This window comes from Streptomyces sp. NBC_00207 (assembly GCF_045160965.1).
Lineage (GTDB): Bacteria > Actinomycetota > Actinomycetes > Streptomycetales > Streptomycetaceae > Streptomyces.
Window position 1 is genome coordinate 7913849 of sequence record NZ_CP130715.1, and the last position, 14681, is coordinate 7928529.

18 protein-coding genes and 2 pseudogenes are annotated in these 14681 nt (G+C 72.8%); 10 read left to right on the forward strand and 10 right to left on the reverse strand.

Features of this window, described 5'->3' with window-relative positions; genetic code table 11:
- Positions 1 to 133 precede the first annotated feature (133 nt).
- The 3 genes and pseudogenes from OG472_RS36520 to OG472_RS36530 all read left to right on the forward strand — a co-directional run bounded on the left by OG472_RS36520 (position 134) and on the right by OG472_RS36530 (position 3402).
- Positions 134 to 672, forward strand: a pseudogene (locus OG472_RS36520) (hypothetical protein).
- A 102-nt stretch (positions 673 to 774) separates the two neighbouring features.
- Positions 775 to 2511 (forward strand): hypothetical protein, encoded by a 1737-nt coding sequence (locus OG472_RS36525; protein WP_405942504.1) that lies wholly within the window; start codon positions 775 to 777, stop codon positions 2509 to 2511.
- Between the two features lie 126 nt (positions 2512 to 2637).
- Positions 2638 to 3402, forward strand: coding sequence for a metallophosphoesterase (locus OG472_RS36530; protein ID WP_405942505.1), 765 nt, complete (start codon positions 2638 to 2640; stop codon positions 3400 to 3402).
- Here the strand turns inward: OG472_RS36530 and OG472_RS36535 are convergent.
- Genes OG472_RS36535 through OG472_RS36545 form a run of 3 tightly spaced genes read right to left on the reverse strand, consistent with a single transcriptional unit; the run spans position 3375 to position 4964 of the window.
- On the reverse strand, positions 3375 to 3683 hold the full coding sequence (locus OG472_RS36535; protein WP_383577506.1) for a DUF2087 domain-containing protein: 309 nt from the start codon (positions 3681 to 3683) through the stop codon (positions 3375 to 3377). The two genes, OG472_RS36530 and OG472_RS36535, sit on opposite strands and share 28 nt — an antisense overlap.
- Positions 3676 to 4203 carry a nuclear transport factor 2 family protein gene (locus tag OG472_RS36540; RefSeq protein WP_405942506.1) on the reverse strand — a complete coding sequence of 176 codons (528 nt, stop codon included), beginning with the start codon at positions 4201 to 4203 and terminating at the stop codon, positions 3676 to 3678. The genes OG472_RS36535 and OG472_RS36540 overlap by 8 nt, the downstream gene beginning before the upstream one ends.
- 26 nt (positions 4204 to 4229) lie before the next feature.
- Positions 4230 to 4964: an SDR family oxidoreductase gene (locus OG472_RS36545; protein ID WP_405942507.1), complete on the reverse strand. Its 735-nt coding sequence runs from the start codon at positions 4962 to 4964 to the stop codon at positions 4230 to 4232.
- Positions 4965 to 5103: 139 nt separating this feature from the next.
- Here OG472_RS36545 and OG472_RS36550 point away from each other — a divergent pair, with 139 nt between their 5' ends.
- Positions 5104 to 5964, forward strand: a complete 861-nt coding sequence (locus OG472_RS36550; RefSeq protein ID WP_405942508.1) for a helix-turn-helix transcriptional regulator — start codon at positions 5104 to 5106, stop codon at positions 5962 to 5964.
- A 24-nt stretch (positions 5965 to 5988) separates the two neighbouring features.
- Here the strand turns inward: OG472_RS36550 and OG472_RS36555 are convergent, their stop codons facing one another.
- From OG472_RS36555 to OG472_RS36580, 6 genes and pseudogenes are all read right to left on the reverse strand, one after another.
- Positions 5989 to 6645, reverse strand: coding sequence for a hypothetical protein (locus tag OG472_RS36555; protein WP_401605691.1), 657 nt, complete (start codon positions 6643 to 6645; stop codon positions 5989 to 5991).
- Positions 6642 to 7169, reverse strand: a complete 528-nt coding sequence (locus tag OG472_RS36560) for a DUF6114 domain-containing protein (protein WP_405942509.1) — start codon at positions 7167 to 7169, stop codon at positions 6642 to 6644. The genes OG472_RS36555 and OG472_RS36560 overlap by 4 nt, the downstream gene beginning before the upstream one ends.
- Positions 7160 to 7801: a DUF6230 family protein gene (locus OG472_RS36565; RefSeq protein WP_405942510.1), complete on the reverse strand. Its 642-nt coding sequence runs from the start codon at positions 7799 to 7801 to the stop codon at positions 7160 to 7162. The genes OG472_RS36560 and OG472_RS36565 overlap by 10 nt, the downstream gene beginning before the upstream one ends.
- A 107-nt stretch (positions 7802 to 7908) precedes the next feature.
- Positions 7909 to 8670: a MerR family transcriptional regulator gene (locus OG472_RS36570; protein WP_405833217.1), complete on the reverse strand. Its 762-nt coding sequence runs from the start codon at positions 8668 to 8670 to the stop codon at positions 7909 to 7911.
- 28 nt (positions 8671 to 8698) lie between these two features.
- Positions 8699 to 9892, reverse strand: a complete 1194-nt coding sequence (locus OG472_RS36575) for a methyltransferase (protein ID WP_401606456.1) — start codon at positions 9890 to 9892, stop codon at positions 8699 to 8701.
- A gap of 457 nt (positions 9893 to 10349) precedes the next feature.
- Positions 10350 to 10646: pseudogene (locus OG472_RS36580) on the reverse strand (tetratricopeptide repeat protein); the annotation flags it as partial.
- A gap of 570 nt (positions 10647 to 11216) precedes the next feature.
- On the opposite strand from OG472_RS36580, the gene OG472_RS36585 reads away from it, so the two are divergent.
- Positions 11217 to 12674, forward strand: coding sequence for a hypothetical protein (locus OG472_RS36585; protein ID WP_405942511.1), 1458 nt, complete (start codon positions 11217 to 11219; stop codon positions 12672 to 12674).
- A gap of 133 nt (positions 12675 to 12807) precedes the next feature.
- Here the strand turns inward: OG472_RS36585 and OG472_RS36590 are convergent, their stop codons facing one another.
- Entirely contained in the window at positions 12808 to 13140 is a 333-nt protein-coding gene (locus tag OG472_RS36590; protein ID WP_405942512.1) for a type II toxin-antitoxin system prevent-host-death family antitoxin, read from the reverse strand.
- A 406-nt stretch (positions 13141 to 13546) separates the two neighbouring features.
- Between OG472_RS36590 and OG472_RS36595 the strand changes: the two genes are divergently transcribed.
- The 5 genes from OG472_RS36595 (at position 13547) to OG472_RS36615 (ending at position 14573) form a co-directional block, all read left to right on the forward strand.
- The gene (locus tag OG472_RS36595; protein WP_405942513.1) at positions 13547 to 13717 is read left to right on the forward strand and encodes a hypothetical protein; all 171 of its coding nucleotides are present in this window, start codon (positions 13547 to 13549) and stop codon (positions 13715 to 13717) included.
- 109 nt (positions 13718 to 13826) lie between these two features.
- Positions 13827 to 14027 carry a hypothetical protein gene (locus OG472_RS36600; protein WP_405942514.1) on the forward strand — a complete coding sequence of 67 codons (201 nt, stop codon included), beginning with the start codon at positions 13827 to 13829 and terminating at the stop codon, positions 14025 to 14027.
- Complete coding sequence (locus OG472_RS36605) at positions 14027 to 14179, forward strand: hypothetical protein (protein WP_405942515.1); 153 nt, start codon at positions 14027 to 14029, stop codon at positions 14177 to 14179. Before OG472_RS36600 ends, OG472_RS36605 begins: the two co-directional genes overlap by 1 nt.
- A complete protein-coding gene (locus OG472_RS36610) occupies positions 14179 to 14334 on the forward strand; it encodes a hypothetical protein (RefSeq protein ID WP_405942516.1) in 156 nt (51 codons plus the stop codon). The genes OG472_RS36605 and OG472_RS36610 overlap by 1 nt, the downstream gene beginning before the upstream one ends.
- Complete coding sequence (locus tag OG472_RS36615) at positions 14331 to 14573, forward strand: hypothetical protein (protein WP_405942517.1); 243 nt, start codon at positions 14331 to 14333, stop codon at positions 14571 to 14573. Before OG472_RS36610 ends, OG472_RS36615 begins: the two co-directional genes overlap by 4 nt.
- Positions 14574 to 14681: the final 108 nt, after the last annotated feature.

The following is a 14681-nucleotide window of genomic DNA, read 5'->3' on the forward strand; positions in this document are numbered from 1 at the left end:
GTTGACGGACCGTCCTGGCGGCCGCGGTGTGGGGGAGAGGGGGTTCAAGCGTGATCGAAATTAGGTTAGCCTTACCTCACTTTTTGGGCTTCCGTATCGGAACCCGCTCCCGCACCCGAAAGGTGTCCCAGTGATGCGTGCTGCCTCCCTGCCTCGTACCGCCGCCCGCGCGGCCGTAGCCGCCTCCGCCGCCGTCGCGCCGCCGTCGGCGCGGCCGGCTCCGCCTCGGCCGCCACCTCGACGCGTACGGTCACCGACGGCGCGGCCACGTTCAGCCTCAGCGTCACGGCGCCCTCCTCCGCCGCCGCGGCCGGTCAGAACGTCACGGTCACCGGCAGCGGCTTCAACACCGCCAAGGGCATATACGTCGGCCTCTGCGCGGTCAACGGCGCACAGGGCGCGAACAAGCCCACCCCCTGTCTGGGCGGCTCCGACCAGTCCGGCACCACCGGCGCCTCGCACTGGATCAACAACACCTTCGGCGGGACCCTGGCCAACACGTCCAAGTACGGTCCGGGCGGCACCTTCAGCGTCACCATCCACGTCAAGGCCGACCTGGGCGGCGGCCAGATCTGCGGCGAAACCGTCCAGTGCGCCGTCGTCACGCGCGCCGACCACTTCAACTCCTCCAACCGCAAGTACGACGTCCACGTCCCGGTGACCTTCAACTAGTCCCCGGCCGGGCCCGGTTCGGTTCCGTTTCGGGTCCGGTTCGGGTCTGCTTCGGGCCGCGCCCGAGTCCTGGTACGTGTCCGACCCGTCGACGAGGAAGTCATGACACCCCGACACCCCCTCACCCCCGGCCGCCGCACGGGCACCGCCTCCGCCGTGCTCGCGCTCGTGCTCGCCTCGGCCGCCACCGGCGCCGGCCCCGCCTCGGCCGCCGGGGGCGAGGGGGCCGACGTACCGCCGGGCGCCGTCGCGTACCGGCCGGTGGCGCAGTTCACCACCGCCGGCAAACCGCGCGACCTGCTGCTGCACCCCGACTCGAAGAAGCTGTACGTCGGTTCGGACGACCTGCCCGAGACCGCCGAGGCCAACGAAGGCGGGCTGCACGTCCTGGACCCGGCCGACGGCAAGCTGCGCAGCAGTGTCGGGCAGGCCCCGGGCCCCACCGGCACGCTCGGCCGACGGGCCGTGCGGCAGCTCGTCGCCCCGCTGCCCGGCGACGGCGCGGTCTTCGTCCATCCGCTGCGCGGCATCGGCACGGCCAAGGACGGAGACGCCGCGGCGGCGGGCGCGTGGGTGCCGGGTGCGGCCGTCACCGACGCCGCCCCCGGGCCCACCCCCTCGACGGTGCTGGTCGCGCAGGGCCCCGTACTGTCGGAGGTCGACATCGCGACCGCGGCCGTCAAGCGGTCCGTGACCCTGGAGGGCGGCGAGGAGTTCGCGGTCGACGCGGCGCGCGGCGCGATCTGGTTCACCGACGTCGGCAACCGCCGGATGTACCGGATCGACACCGCAACCTTCCAGGTCACCAAGACCGTGGACCTGCCGGCGGGAGAGGGCTTCGGAGGGTTCACGGAGGTGGATCCCGAGACCGGCGCGGTGTGGGTCGGGCTGGACACCTCCGTCGTCGTCCACGACGCGACGGGCAAGCGGCTGCGCACCATCGAGGGCGTCGACATGCCCCGCGCGGCGAGGTTCGACGCCGCCGCGCACGAGGCGTTCGTGGTGTGGCAGGACGCGGGGGACACCTCGCAGCCGGGCAGCGACAACAACGGAACGCTCACCGTCCACCGCACCGGCGACCTCCAGGAGGCCGCGAAGCCCGTTGTACTCCCCGGGAACCACGGGCAGTCGGGCAGCGCGGCCGTGGCCGTCGAGCCCGGCGGCGCGGTTGTCTTCGTCTCGGACCCGGCGGGGGCGAGGATCACCCGGCTGGAGCGGTCGACGTCCCCGAAGGTCACCCGGAGCCCGGCGGACCGGTCGGTCATCGCCGGAGCCGAGGTCGCGCTGACCGCGCAGGCCGAGGGGACCCCGCCGCCCTCCGTCGCCTGGCAGGTCAGTACGGACGCCGGCCGGACCTGGCGGGCCGTGCCGGGCGCGACCTCGCCGACGCACACCTTCACGGCGGCGGCCGCGGACAACGGCAGCCGGTACCGGGCGGAGTTCACCAACGACGCCGGGACCGCCCGCACCGACGCGGCCACGCTGACCGTCACCACCGCGGACACCACGACGGGCGGCGGAGCGTCCGCCGGAGGGGCCGGTGGCGGCTCCGGCACGTCCGGGAGCACGTCCGGGAGCACGTCCGGGAGTACGACCGGAGGCCCAGGCGGTCCGGGCAGCGGTTCGGGCGGCGCTCCGGGCGGCGCCGGCGACAGCACCGACGGAGTCTCGGTGGGCGGCTCGGCCGGAGGCTCGGTCGGAGGTACGGGCGCCACCCCCACCGGCGGCGCGCTCGCATCCACCGGAGCCACCGTCGCCTCCCTCGCCGCGGCTGCGGTCGTCCTCACGGCGGCCGGCTGGGTGCTGGTACGCCGCACCCGCCCGCGGAAGACCGCCTGAACTCCGGCCGTGCCCCGGGGCAACTCCGCCTGAATCCGGCTGAATCCATCCGATCCCCGCCGCAGGCCGCCCTGTTGAATGGGTGTCGAACGCATCTCTTGACCAGAGACGAAGGAGACACCGCTCGTGATCGTGATCGCCCACCTCAGCGACATCCATCTCGACGGGGGCCCGCGCGCAGCCGACCGCACCCGCGCCGTCATGGAGTACCTCGACGCTCTGCCGTACGACCTGGACGCCGTCCTGGTGAGCGGGGACATAGCCGACCACGCAGCTGCCGCCGAGTACGAGGAGGCCGCCAAGCTGCTGCGCTCGCGGCACCCGCTGGTGGTCTGCCCCGGCAACCACGACGACCGGACCGCCTTCCGCGAGGGCCTGCTGGGGGAGGAGGCCCCGTCCGCGGCGCCGGTCGACCAGGTGCTGCGCGGCGCCGGCTTCGTGCTCGCGGTGTGCGACTCCTCCGTTCCCGGCGTGGACCACGGCCTGCTGGAGGAGTCCACGCTGGCCTGGCTGGACGGCGTACTGACCGGCACTCCGCGGGAGACCCCGGTGCTGGTGGCCTTCCACCACCCGCCCGTCCCGCTGCACACCCCGTACGTCGACGAGATCCGCCAGTTCGGCGAGGAGCGGCTCGCGGCCCTGGCCGGACGGCACCCGCACCTCACCGCGTTCCTGTGCGGGCACGCCCACACCGCGGCCGCCACCACCTTCGCGGGGCGGCCCGTGCTGGTGGCGCCCGGTGTGGTGTCCACCCTGCGGCTCCCGTGGGAGCACCCCTCGGCCGGCTCCGAGCACGTCCACCTCGACGAACCGCCCGCCGTCGCCTTCCACTTGCTGGGCGACGACGGGCGGCTGACGACCCACTACCGGGTGGTCGTGGACCGCCGGTAGCTGCGTCCGTCACGGGTCCGCGTCAGCAGGCCCGAGGTGATCAGATACCGCCGCAGCGCCGAGCAGTCCTCGTGCACGGTGCGCAGCGCGTCGTTCACCTCGGGCTCCGTGTACTCCCGGTCCACCGTGAAGAGGGTCTCCGCGAGGTGGACGAGCAACTGCTCCCGCCGGGCGGCCCTGCGCGGCATCGCGATGAGCCGTCCGCCCGAGAAGAGGTCGCCGACGTCCCTCCGCTCCGTGCGCGGGGCGGACTGCGGTCGGTGATCGGTGCTCTCAGACATGAGAGCGAGCTTGACCGCTCGGCTCCCCGGCGGGCAACGGAATTTCCGGCTCGAAGGCCCTGAGGGCGTCCTCCCCGCCGGTCCACAGGACGCCGAGCCGTTGGCGGACCAGGAGCCAGCCGTCCGGCCCGCGGCGGAACTCCCATGCGTACGGCCCGCCCATGGAGTAGGTGGCGGAGGTCGACCCGGACGCGGTGACCGCGACGAACCACATGTAGCCGATGCCGCTCGCCCGGTCGCCCTCCACCTCGAAGTGCAGGTTGAGGAGGTGGTGCTGCATGCCCGGGTACGGCGATTCCGCCTCTTCCACCGTCGCCCGGATCGCCTCCTTCCCGCGGGTCTCGCCCCACGGCCCGAACTCCAGCACCGCGTCGTCGGCCCAGCAGTCGATCCAGGTCTGCCAGTCCTTGCGGTCCAGTGCCCGCCAGCCGCGGACCAGGAGGCTGCGCAGAGCCTCCTGGTCCTCCAGGTTCCGCAGCCTCCGGACCAGGCTGCCGTACTCGGCGGCGGTGGGCGGCACTTCGGTGCGCTCCCTCCCGGCGGGGGTCACCGGGCGCTCGCGGCCGGGCGGACGACGATCTCGTTCACGTCGACCTCCGGGGGCTGGGAAAGGGCGTAGGCGATCGCCTCCGCGACGGCCGAGGCCGGAAGTGCCACGGCGCGGTAGGCCTTCATCGCCTCTCTGGCTTCCGGATCGGGGATGCCGTCCGCGAGTTCGGACTCGGTCACGCCGGGCGAGACGAGGGTGACCCGGACGTCCCCGCCGGACTCCTGGCGCAGGCCCTCGGAGATCGCGCGGACGGCGAACTTGGTGGCGCAGTAGACGGCGGCGGTGGGGGAGACCTCGTAGGCGCCGACGGAGGCGATGTTCACGATGTGCCCGCCGCCCTGTGCGCGCATCACCGGCAGGGCGGCGGCGATCCCGTGCAGGACGCCGCGCACGTTGACGTCGATCATGCGGTCCCACTCGTCGGTCTGCAGCGCTGCCAGCGGGGAGAGGGGCATCACCCCCGCGTTGTTCACGAGGGCGTCGATCCGGCCGTACTCGCGGCACGCCGCATCGACGAACGCGTGCACGTCCGCCGCGTCGGTGACGTCCAGCGTCCGGAAGGCGGCGGTGCCGCCGTCCCGGGTGATCTCCTCGACCAGCCGTTCCAGCCGGCCGGTGCGGCGCGCACCGAGCAGGACCCGGTGCCCGTCCGAGGCCAGACGGCGTGCCGTGGCCTCCCCGATGCCGCTGCTCGCGCCGGTGACGGCCACGGTCATGGCGGTCTGCTTCATGTCTGTTCCTCCTTGTGGCCGGCTTTCGGCCGGCTCGCCCTCCGGAGTCTGGGCGGCGGCGGAAGGAGGGACCAGGACGGGCTGTGCCCGGGTACGGCGCACCCAGGCACGCGCCGGGGGAGCCGTCTAGCCTGGCGTGATGACAGGCAACGCCCTCGGGGACTTCCTTCGCGCGCACCGTGCACGGCTGCGGCCCGACGACGTGGGACTGGCCTCCCACGGCCCGCGCCGGGTCGCCGGTCTGCGGCGGGAGGAGGTCGCCGTCCTCGCCGGCATGAACTCCGACTACTACGCCCGCCTGGAACAGGGCCGGGAGCAGAGCCCCTCGCCACAGATCCTCGACGCGATCAGCGCCGCCCTGTGCATGGACCACGAGGCACGTGACCATCTGTTCCGGCTGGCGGGCACCCTGCCGGACGGGCAGCGGACCCGGCCGAGGGAGACCGTCAGCCCCATGCTGCGCCAATTGCTGGACGGGTACGCGCACACCCCGGCATTCGTCCTCAACCCGGCGCTGGACCTCCTGGCGGCCAACAGCCTGGCCGACGCGCTCTTCTCGCCGTTCGAGGAGGCGGACAACCTCGCCCGCATGACCTTCCTCGACCCCGCCGGCCGATCCTTCTACGCACAGTGGCAGCGGGCGGCCGAGGCGGTCGTCGCCGCCCTGCGCCAGGCCACCGGCCTCGCCCCGCACTACCCCCGCCTGCGCGAAGTGGTGGGCCTTCTCACCTCGGCGAGCGAGGAGTTCGCCGCGCTCTGGTCCGCGCACACCGTCTACGGAAAGACCCTCGAGGCCAAGGCACTGGTGCACCCGGAGGTGGGGGCCCTGTCCCTCACCTACCAGTCCTTCGACGTACGGGGAGCCCTCGGCCAGCAGGTGGTGATCTACCACGCGAAACCGGGAAGCCCCGGCGCCCACGCGCTCTCGCTGCTCGGCAGCCTCAACGCAACGGGCCCGTCCGGCACCGGAGTTCACCGGACCGGACGGGCGCGGGCGTGAGCGGTGGGTGGTGGCGGGGCGGGGTCAGGGGCCGACGGTGATCTGCTGTGCCGGATCGGTGGTGTCGGAGACCCGGTAGACCGCGTTGAAGGTGGACGAGGTCGCGCTGGTGGGGCAGCCGAACCCGCCGGTGACCTTCACCGGTACGGACGCGTTGGTGAAGGTCAGGCTGGACGGGGCGCCGTTGGCCCAGGTGCCGCCGACGCTCGCCGGGGCCGTGGGGGCCGCGGTGACCGTACAGGAGGCGAGCCCGCTCGTCTTGACCACCAGGCCGCCGACCGGCAGACCCATGGTGGCGGTGATCGGCGAGCCGTCCTGCATCGACACGGTCCAGGCTCCGGAGGTCGTGACCGTGGGGGTCACGCCCGGGATGCTGGAGGTGCAGGAGCTGTACGTCGGCGCGGAGATCGGCGAGGACACCGGCCCGGCCGGGTTGCTGTTGCCGGGGGCGGCCGGCACCGTGCCGGTGGCGACGGAGACGTTGCACGTCACCGTCACGGAACCGGCTTTGAGAGTGGCCTTCCCGGTGAGGGTGGCCTGGAAGGCGTGCCCGGCCGGGGAGACGGTGGTCGACCCGGCCGCGGGTAAGGGAGCGGCGGTGACCGGGGCGGTGACCGCGCCGAGCGCGAGGGCTCCGGCGGCGGCCGCCCCGAAGGTGAGCGCGGTGCGCGAACGGCTCATGGCTGTGCTCCTTGGGGATCGTGGTGCGAGGTGGGGGGAGGGGGCGCGGCGGCCGCCGAGGCGCCCACGGCGGACTCCGCGTTCCCGGTGCCTGACACGGACTCCTGCCGGGACTCCGCCGCGGACTCCTCCGCGGACTTCGGTTCCCCGGCGCGCGGGGCCGCGCGCGGGGCGGCGTACGGCTGCCACGCGAACATCAGGCCGCCGCCGAGAATGCCGAGCAGGGTGCCGATCAGGAAACCGCCCAGATTCGACAGGACCAGCGCGGCCGTGGCGATCAGGGTGGTGAGGATGCCCGCGAGGGTGCGCTGGGCGGGAGAGAACCAAGCGGTGAGGCCGAGCACGATCATCACGATGCCCATCAGGACGGACGGGATCCCCGCCACCCCCTGCTGGAGCATGATCTTCAGCGGCGCCAGCGGCAGGACGCAGATCCACGCCCCGGCGAGGATCGCGAGCAGCCCGCCCCAGAAGGGCCTGCTGCGCCGCCACCGTTGCCACCGCCGCCGACGGCTCAGAAGCATTCCTTCTTGCCCTTGCTGACGTTCATGCTGAGCCCGGAGAGCTTGAAGGTGCCGGCGTTGGTCGCCCACGCCGTCTGCTGCAGATCGGTGATGCGGACCGTGTCGGCCTGCTGGGCGAAGAGGTCCTGCATGCCCTGCGCTTCGGCCGGCCCCTTGTCGAGGGTGGAGGCGTCCCGCCCGATTTCGATGTTGGTGAAGACGGCGTCGCCGGCGAGCTGGGTCGCGTCGACGAACAGGTTGCTCGCCTCCACCGGGGCCTTGCGGCCTGCGGTGAGGTTGAGCGAGATGTCGCCGACCACCGGGAGCGTGGTGACCACGGACTGGCAGAGGTTGTGGAGCCTGGCCTCCCGGATGGCGGTGACGGCCACCGGTATCAGTTCCTCGCGGGCGTTGACGTCGACGCTGCCGTACTGGGCGAAGCCTTCGCCCTCCAGGCTGCTGGCCGAGACCTTGAACTGCTGGCCCGACACGGCGAAGGAGGCGGCCAGTACGCCCTGCGCGAGGGCGATGCCGAGGCCGGCGGTCACGGCCACGGCGGGGACGGTCAAGGCGGCGAACCGGCGCCAGCGAACACGGCCGGAGTCACTGCGCTCGTCGGATAAATGGTCGGATAAAAGGGGGGAGCCGGTCATGAGATCGTCCCTTATTTCGGCTGTGCACCGTTGTTACCGACGAGTTGAATGTAAGAGTGCCAATGGAGGTTGGCAAGGTTGTGCGAGCGCACCCTTTGAGCCGACTCCTACTGCTCCGTACGCAGCAGTTCGGCGACCTCCGCGTCCACCCGCCGGGCCATCGCCCGGGCGAACTCGGTGGCCACGACCTCCCCGGCCACCGGCCGCAGCGCCGCCACCGCCGCGGTGATGTGCTGGAGCCGGGTGGCCGAAAGTCGCTCCAGCCCCTCCGCCCCCTCCGTACCGATCACATGCCGGCGGAACAGCCCGACGAACCGGTCCGCGACCGTCGCCGCCTGCGTCTGTACGAACTCCCCGACGTCCAGGATCTCCGCCAGCGGCACCCCCAGGCGCACCAGCGTCAGCGTCGCGTCCAGCAGTCGGCGGCTCGGGTGCGTGACCAGGTCCCCGTCGACCGTCACGTAGCCCAGCTCCGCCGCCCGCCGGGTGTCCGCCGCGGTCGCCGTCGGGCCGAACAGCTCCCGCAGTTCGGCCCGGGTCATCGTCACCGGCTCCTCCTGCACCCAGTCCCGGGTCATCTCCCGTTCCAGGCCCAGCAGTCGGGACAGGCCGCCGCCCTCCTCCCACGCCTGCAGCAGCTCCGCGATCCCGTTGACCGTGTAGCCGCGCCCCAGCAGGTCGCTGATCAGGCGCAGCCGGGTCAGGTGGTCGTCGGAGTACCAGGCGATCCGGCCCTCCCGGCGCGGCGGCGGCAGCAGCCCGCGCTCCTGGTAGTAGCGCAGGTTGCGCACCTTGACGCCGGCCGCCCGGGCCACGTCCTCCCGGCGGTAGCGCCCGCCACCGCTCCCGTCCTCCACCTGGCTGCTCACGGGCCAGAGTGTAGGAGCTACCGGCAGGTCACATGGGCCGCGGACGATCCTGCTTGACCGCCCGCAGGACCACGAACTTCGGCTCGCTCGCGACGACTTCGCTGTTGCCGAAGAGCCGGCGCAGGTGGGTGTGGTAGCCCATGTGCCGGTTCGCGACGATCCACAGCTCGCCGCCGGGCCGCAGCACCTTGCGCGACTGCGCGAACATGCGCAGCGCCGTGGCGTCCGTGGTGGCCTGGTGGGAGTGGAAGGGCGGATTGCTCAGCACCAGGTCCACGGACGCGGGCGCCAGCATGGCCACCCCGTCGCCGACGAGGAACTCCGCGGTCCGCCGGCCCTCGCGGACGTTCGCCCGGTACGTGGCCTGCGCCGAGGCGACCGCCTGGTACGACTCGTCGGTGAAGACGACCTCGGCGTCCGGGTCGTGGACCTGGACCGCCGTGCCGACGACGCCGTTGCCGCAGCCGAGGTCGACGACCCGGGCCCCGTCGGTGTTGGTCGGCAGGTTCTGCAGGAAGAAGCGGGTGCCGACGTCGAGCCGGTCGGCGCAGAAGATCCCGGCGTGGTTGACGACGGTCAGGCCCGAGGCCGAGCCCGCGTCCTCGTCCACGGTGTACGTCAGCGGCCACGGCCCGGGGGTCGTGGGGCGGGTCGCCCCGGGGGTGCCCGGCGTGCAGAAGATCAGCCGGGCCTTCTTCTCGGCGAGCGAGGTCTTCGTGGGGCCGAGGATCTTCTCGAAGAGGCGCAGCGTGGAGGTGTGGATCTCCTTGACCATGCCGGCGCCGACCACGACCGTGCCCGCGTGCACGTGCGGGGCCAGCCGGTACAGCTGGTCCTCCAGCAGCGCCAGGCTCTTGGGCACGCGCACCAGCAGGACGTCGATCTTCCCGGGCGGCGGGTCCTGCGTGGTCAGCAGGGTCACCGTCGCCTTCGCCGTTCCGATCCCGTTGCGGTCCAGGTTGGCCGCGGTGGCGGAGCGGGTGAGGGCGGAGTCGGTGATCTGCGTCGGGCGGTACGCGGCGAGCGCCGTCGTCAGCGTCCCCCAGCGGTCCCCGAGCACCGTGATCTGGCCGGCGGAGGCCAGATCCACCGGCCCGCGCTCCCCGGTACCGGAGTCGAGGTGGCGCAGCAGGTACTCGTCGGCGGCGTCCCAGGCACGGAGCCGGTCGCGCGGATCCTCGGGGAAGCGGGTGAGCTCGTAGGAGCCGAAGGGTGTGGTCAGGCGGTTCATATGCACCCCAGGCTATCCGAGCCGACCGCCGGACCCCGCACGCACGGGGCCGGCCGACCGAATGCTCCGGGCCGGGCGGCTGCTCGGGGCGGGGCGGGGCGCTCGCTCGGGCGGGGCCGGTACGTCCGGCATGCGCGGGGCCGGACGTCGGCGGGTGGAGGGCCGGACGCCTGCTCGGGCGGGAACCGGGCGTCGGAAGGTGCTGGTGGGGGACGGGCCCGCACGCGCGTGGGGCCGGCCACATCCGCACGCGCGGGGCCGGGCGCCCGCGCGGCGGAGATGCCGGACATCCGCACGCACGGTGGCGGACGCCCGCTCGGGCGGAGCCGGACGTTGGCGCGCACCGAGCCGGGCGCCCACTCCAGCGGCTCCTGACGTCCGGCAGGTGCGGCGCCGGGCTACCGCTCGGGCGGACCGGCCGGGCCACCCGCTACTCCGACTACTCCGGCTACTCCGGGAAGTCGCCCGCCATCGCGGCGGCCACCCGCAGGTACGGGCGGGCCTCGGCGGCCCGGCCCAGGCGCTCCAGCGTGCGACCGAGCATCAGCTGTGCGTAGTCCTCCACCGGCCAGCGCTCCAGGATGGCGCGGAGCTCGTGCTCGGCGCGGGAGAGCTGGGCGGAGTGGTAATAGGCGCGGGCCAGCAGCAGCCGGGGTGCCAGCTGCTCGGGCACCTCGCCCGCCAGCCCCTCCAGGATGCGGCCGGCCGTCGCATACTCCTTCGCGTCGGAGAGGCGCCCCGCTTTTCTCGCACCTGGTCAGAGTGCCCTCAACACCTCTGACCTGCGATTTGACCCCTCTTGGGTTTGCCGGTCCATGCCGGTCTATGCCGCCCCGTGTGCCACGGCTGTGCCACGGCGAACGGGCCGTCGGGCTGGGGGTGTGCCGGTGTAGGCCGAGACGAGGAAAGGCCCCGGCGCTACCAACGCCGGAGCCTTTCAGACGAGTCCCAATTACCAGCGTCCCGCCCCAACGGCTTCCCAACCAGTTGGCGGTGACGCTTTCCCGAGACTCAGAGGGTCAGTGTGTCCCCCAATTCGTTCGCTACGGTAGCCGATCCGGCGCCCCCTTTCCACCCGGCCATCCCGCTACAGCCCTGCAATCACGGGGCTGAATGCCCATCGACACCCGCCCCGTGTGGCAGTTCCGAGCGTGCACTTTCACACGATCAGGCGACCAGCGCCGCCGGGCGCGTACCGCGCCCTCGGCTGGCCTACCGGGCGGGTGCCGAGTCCGGTGCCGGCGCAGGCCGCAGCCGCCTCGTTCGCGTCCCGCTCGCCCTGGTGAAGGGCGGGGAGGTCTACCCGGACATTGCCGTGACCGTGTTCATGAAGGTGGCCGCGCTGGCCGACCGCCCCGAAGCCTGCACGGCCAAGGTCGGCACGCTGGCCGAGTACCTCGCCCTGTCTCCCCGCAGCGTCCACCGCGGCCTCGCTGCGCTGACCGTGGACCACAGCCCCGGCCGTCCCGCCCTGATCCAGACCCAGCGGCGGACCCACCGGGGCGGAACCGGACAGTCGGCCCGGCGGACGGTCGTCCCCGTAGAGCGCGAGTACGTGCTGGTGCCCCTCCTCGCCGCCGAGACCCTGACACCCCGACACCTCCGGCTGCTCGCCCTCCTCATCGAGGCCGAGCGCCGCCGCTACACCCCCACGCTCGCCGAGGTCGCCGAGCACCTGCGCCACGCCTCCGGCCAGAAGGCCGGGGAGCCGCTCGCCGAGGCCACGGTGTCCACGCTGCTGGCCGACCTCGACACCGCCGGGTGGATCACCCTCGACCGGCGCGGCGGCTACCAGGGCCGCCACGCCGCCACTGTCCACAGGGCCCCGCTCCACGCTGTTCCGGCCCCTGACCTGCGGACCTCAAGTCCTGGGAACGGTGGCACATCGGGTGGTAGGTCCCATGGCGCATCCCTCGCGTATAAGGAAGACCGGTCATCTACTGACGTTGAACAACCCACGCCGGACATGGATCTGTCCGCCGTAGGCGCTGAGGCAGTAGAGGGCGCTCCGGCTGTGGAAAACCCGGAGGCCGTCGAAGGTGAAGGTGTTGGCGCCCTCCGGGCGGAGCAGCAGAGCAGCCCCTCCCCGACCACCAAGCGGACCGGCTACACCGGCTCGGGTATCACCCTGTCGCCGCAGATGACGTTCATCCTGGAGCCGATGGCGCACCTGCTGGACGGCGTGGGTGCCTACCCGGTCCGGCTGGCCGTCCGGGAGGTCCGCCGCCAGCTCGACCTCGGCACCGAACCCGAGCGGCTGCGTGCCCGCCTGACGGCCCGTTTGGCCCGCCTTGATCACCAGGCCCTCCTCGCCGACCCCAAGCGCGTCGAGGGGCTCCTGATCGGCCGGAAGGGCACCGGGGGCGTCTGGGCCCGCTGGGGCTGTGCCCGCTCCCAGTGTGAGACCGGCATCGACTGGGAGACCGGCGACCGCTGCCACGAGTGCGCCGAGGCCCGCACCGAGCGCAGGCTCGTGGGAGCCGAGGAGTTCGACCGCCGGGCCGCGCTGACCCGTGCCCACTTCCAGATGTCCGCGCCGGTCGCCACCTGGCACTGCGCCGACTGCGAAGCCGCCCAATCCGGCGCCAGTCCTGGCGCGGGCCTGTGCGGTCGCTGCTGGTCTCAGACCCCCGAGGGTCAAGCCGCGGCGACCGAACGCGAGGACCAGTGGCGGGCCGCTGTGACTGAACGGAATGCCCAGCAGGACCAGGCGCCCGAGAACGAGGGCCAGGCGCTCCGCGCCCAGATCCGAGCCCTTCGGCGGGCGTCATGAACACCACCACGAAGGAGCACTCCATGCCCGAGGTCCACGCCCGATTCCCTGCTCGCGGCCGGAGGGAAGCGTGAACCGCCCGGAGTTACGACGAAGCCCCCGCCGAATGCCGGCGGGGGCGGGGGGTTGGGGACTAGGCGGGGGAGCCGTAGCGCTCGGCTGCCCAGGCGTGGGGGACGAGTACCGCAACGCGGGTTCCGCGACGCGTGATCGCCACGTGGGTGCCCGCGATCCGTACGTCTTCGAGCAGGTCGGCCAGGGAGCGCAGTCCTTCCGTGGCGGTTTCCTCGCGAACTGCGGGGCCGTCCGCCCCTGCCGCCTGGGCGTACCACTCGGGCGGGATGACGGACACCGCCGCTTTGCCGTGGCGGGTGACCTGGTGGTGCCGGCCCGCTCGGTACGTCGCGGCCAGCACGTCAGCCCAGCCCTTCCGCAGCTCATCAGCGGTGATCGTCGTCGCTTCCATGGCTCGGAGTGTACGGAACGCGAGGTTTCCAGGGAATCCACGAAGCTCGTGAAATTCAACAAATTCACGGACTTCCACAAACTCTAGAAACTCGCTACGGTGAGAACCGCACCACACAGAGCCACCACTCCTCCGGAGACAGGCGGGCGCACGGCTTCGTCGGGCGTCGTCTAGCTCCTCCGCGGGGCCGTTCCTTGAGAACTCCACAGAGTGCCGAAACGAAAAAACCGCCCGTACGCAGGGCGGATGCAAATTCGCCGACCTGATGAACAGGTCCGGTCCCGCGCGGGCTCACACAGCCGTGCGGGAGCCGCGCCCGCTCAGACAGCAGGCAAACGCAAAACGGCCGCCGGGTGCGCGAACACCCGACGGCCAGCCGGACACCTGACGAAACCAGGAGCCAGCAATGCCGAAGCGTACTTCGTTCAACCAGCACGCCAACGAGGCGGTCGCCATCACCAAGCCCACCAAGGCCGCGACCAACGCCCCGCGTTACGCGGAGGCCCTCGACAGGGGCCCCCGCACCCAGGCCGCCGCCGGACGCCTCGTCTCCTCGATCCGTGGGGGGAAGCGCTGATGCCCCGCGCCTGGGTCCGCACCATCGCCGCCGCGAAGGACGCGGCCAAGGCCGCCGCCGCCGCGAAGAAGGCCGCCGACGCCATCCGCGCCGCCCGCAAGGGGGCGTGATGAGCCTCCGCAGCTTCCTCTTCGCCGACAGCTCCCGCCACGAGAGCACCGGGGACACCTTCGGCAAGGTCAAGACCGCCAAGCGCGGCCGGACCCGCGACGCCGAAGCCGACTTCAACCAGCGCGAACGCAACCGCGAGCGCGGCAGCCGCGAGGCCGACACCCCCCGCCGGAGCATCTTTGGGCGGAGGGACCGCTGATGGCCAGTCGATCCCGCTGGGACGTGGACCCGGAAACCCTCCGCGTCGCCCCCAGGAAGACCACCTCGAAGCCGGACTCCGCCCGCGCCGACACCCTGCGCGAAGCCCAGTCCGCCCGCCGCGCTGCCCGCTCGATCCTCCGGCGCGGCTGATGCACCGCCCCTGCCAGTTCCCGCTCGCCGCCGCCACGTTGGCGGCGGGCGGGTGCCGCACCCGCGAACAGGCCCACGAGCGCGGGATCTGCGCCCGCCTCTGGGCCCAGCAGACCGGCCGCACCACCCACACCAACCCGAGGAGCAGCACGTGACCAGACCCGACGAGCCCGACCTGGCCACCCTCGCGGCCATACGGGACCGCCTCGCCGACACCACCGCAAGCGCCTTACGCCGAGTCCGCCCCACCGGAGAGACCGAGACCCCCCAGCCCAACCCCGCACCGCTCGCGCCCGGAGACCTCTGGTCCGCCGAACTCGGCGGCATCACGGTCTCCGTCCGCTGGCGGGACCACTACACCGACGACGACCCGAAGGTGCCGGCCACCACCTGACGGACCGCCCGAAGCGGCCCTCGGACCCGGCAACGCCACCCGCACGAAGACGGGGAAGGCACCGGGCCCGAAGGCCGCCTCGGCCGACCGGCCACCAGCCCCCGCACA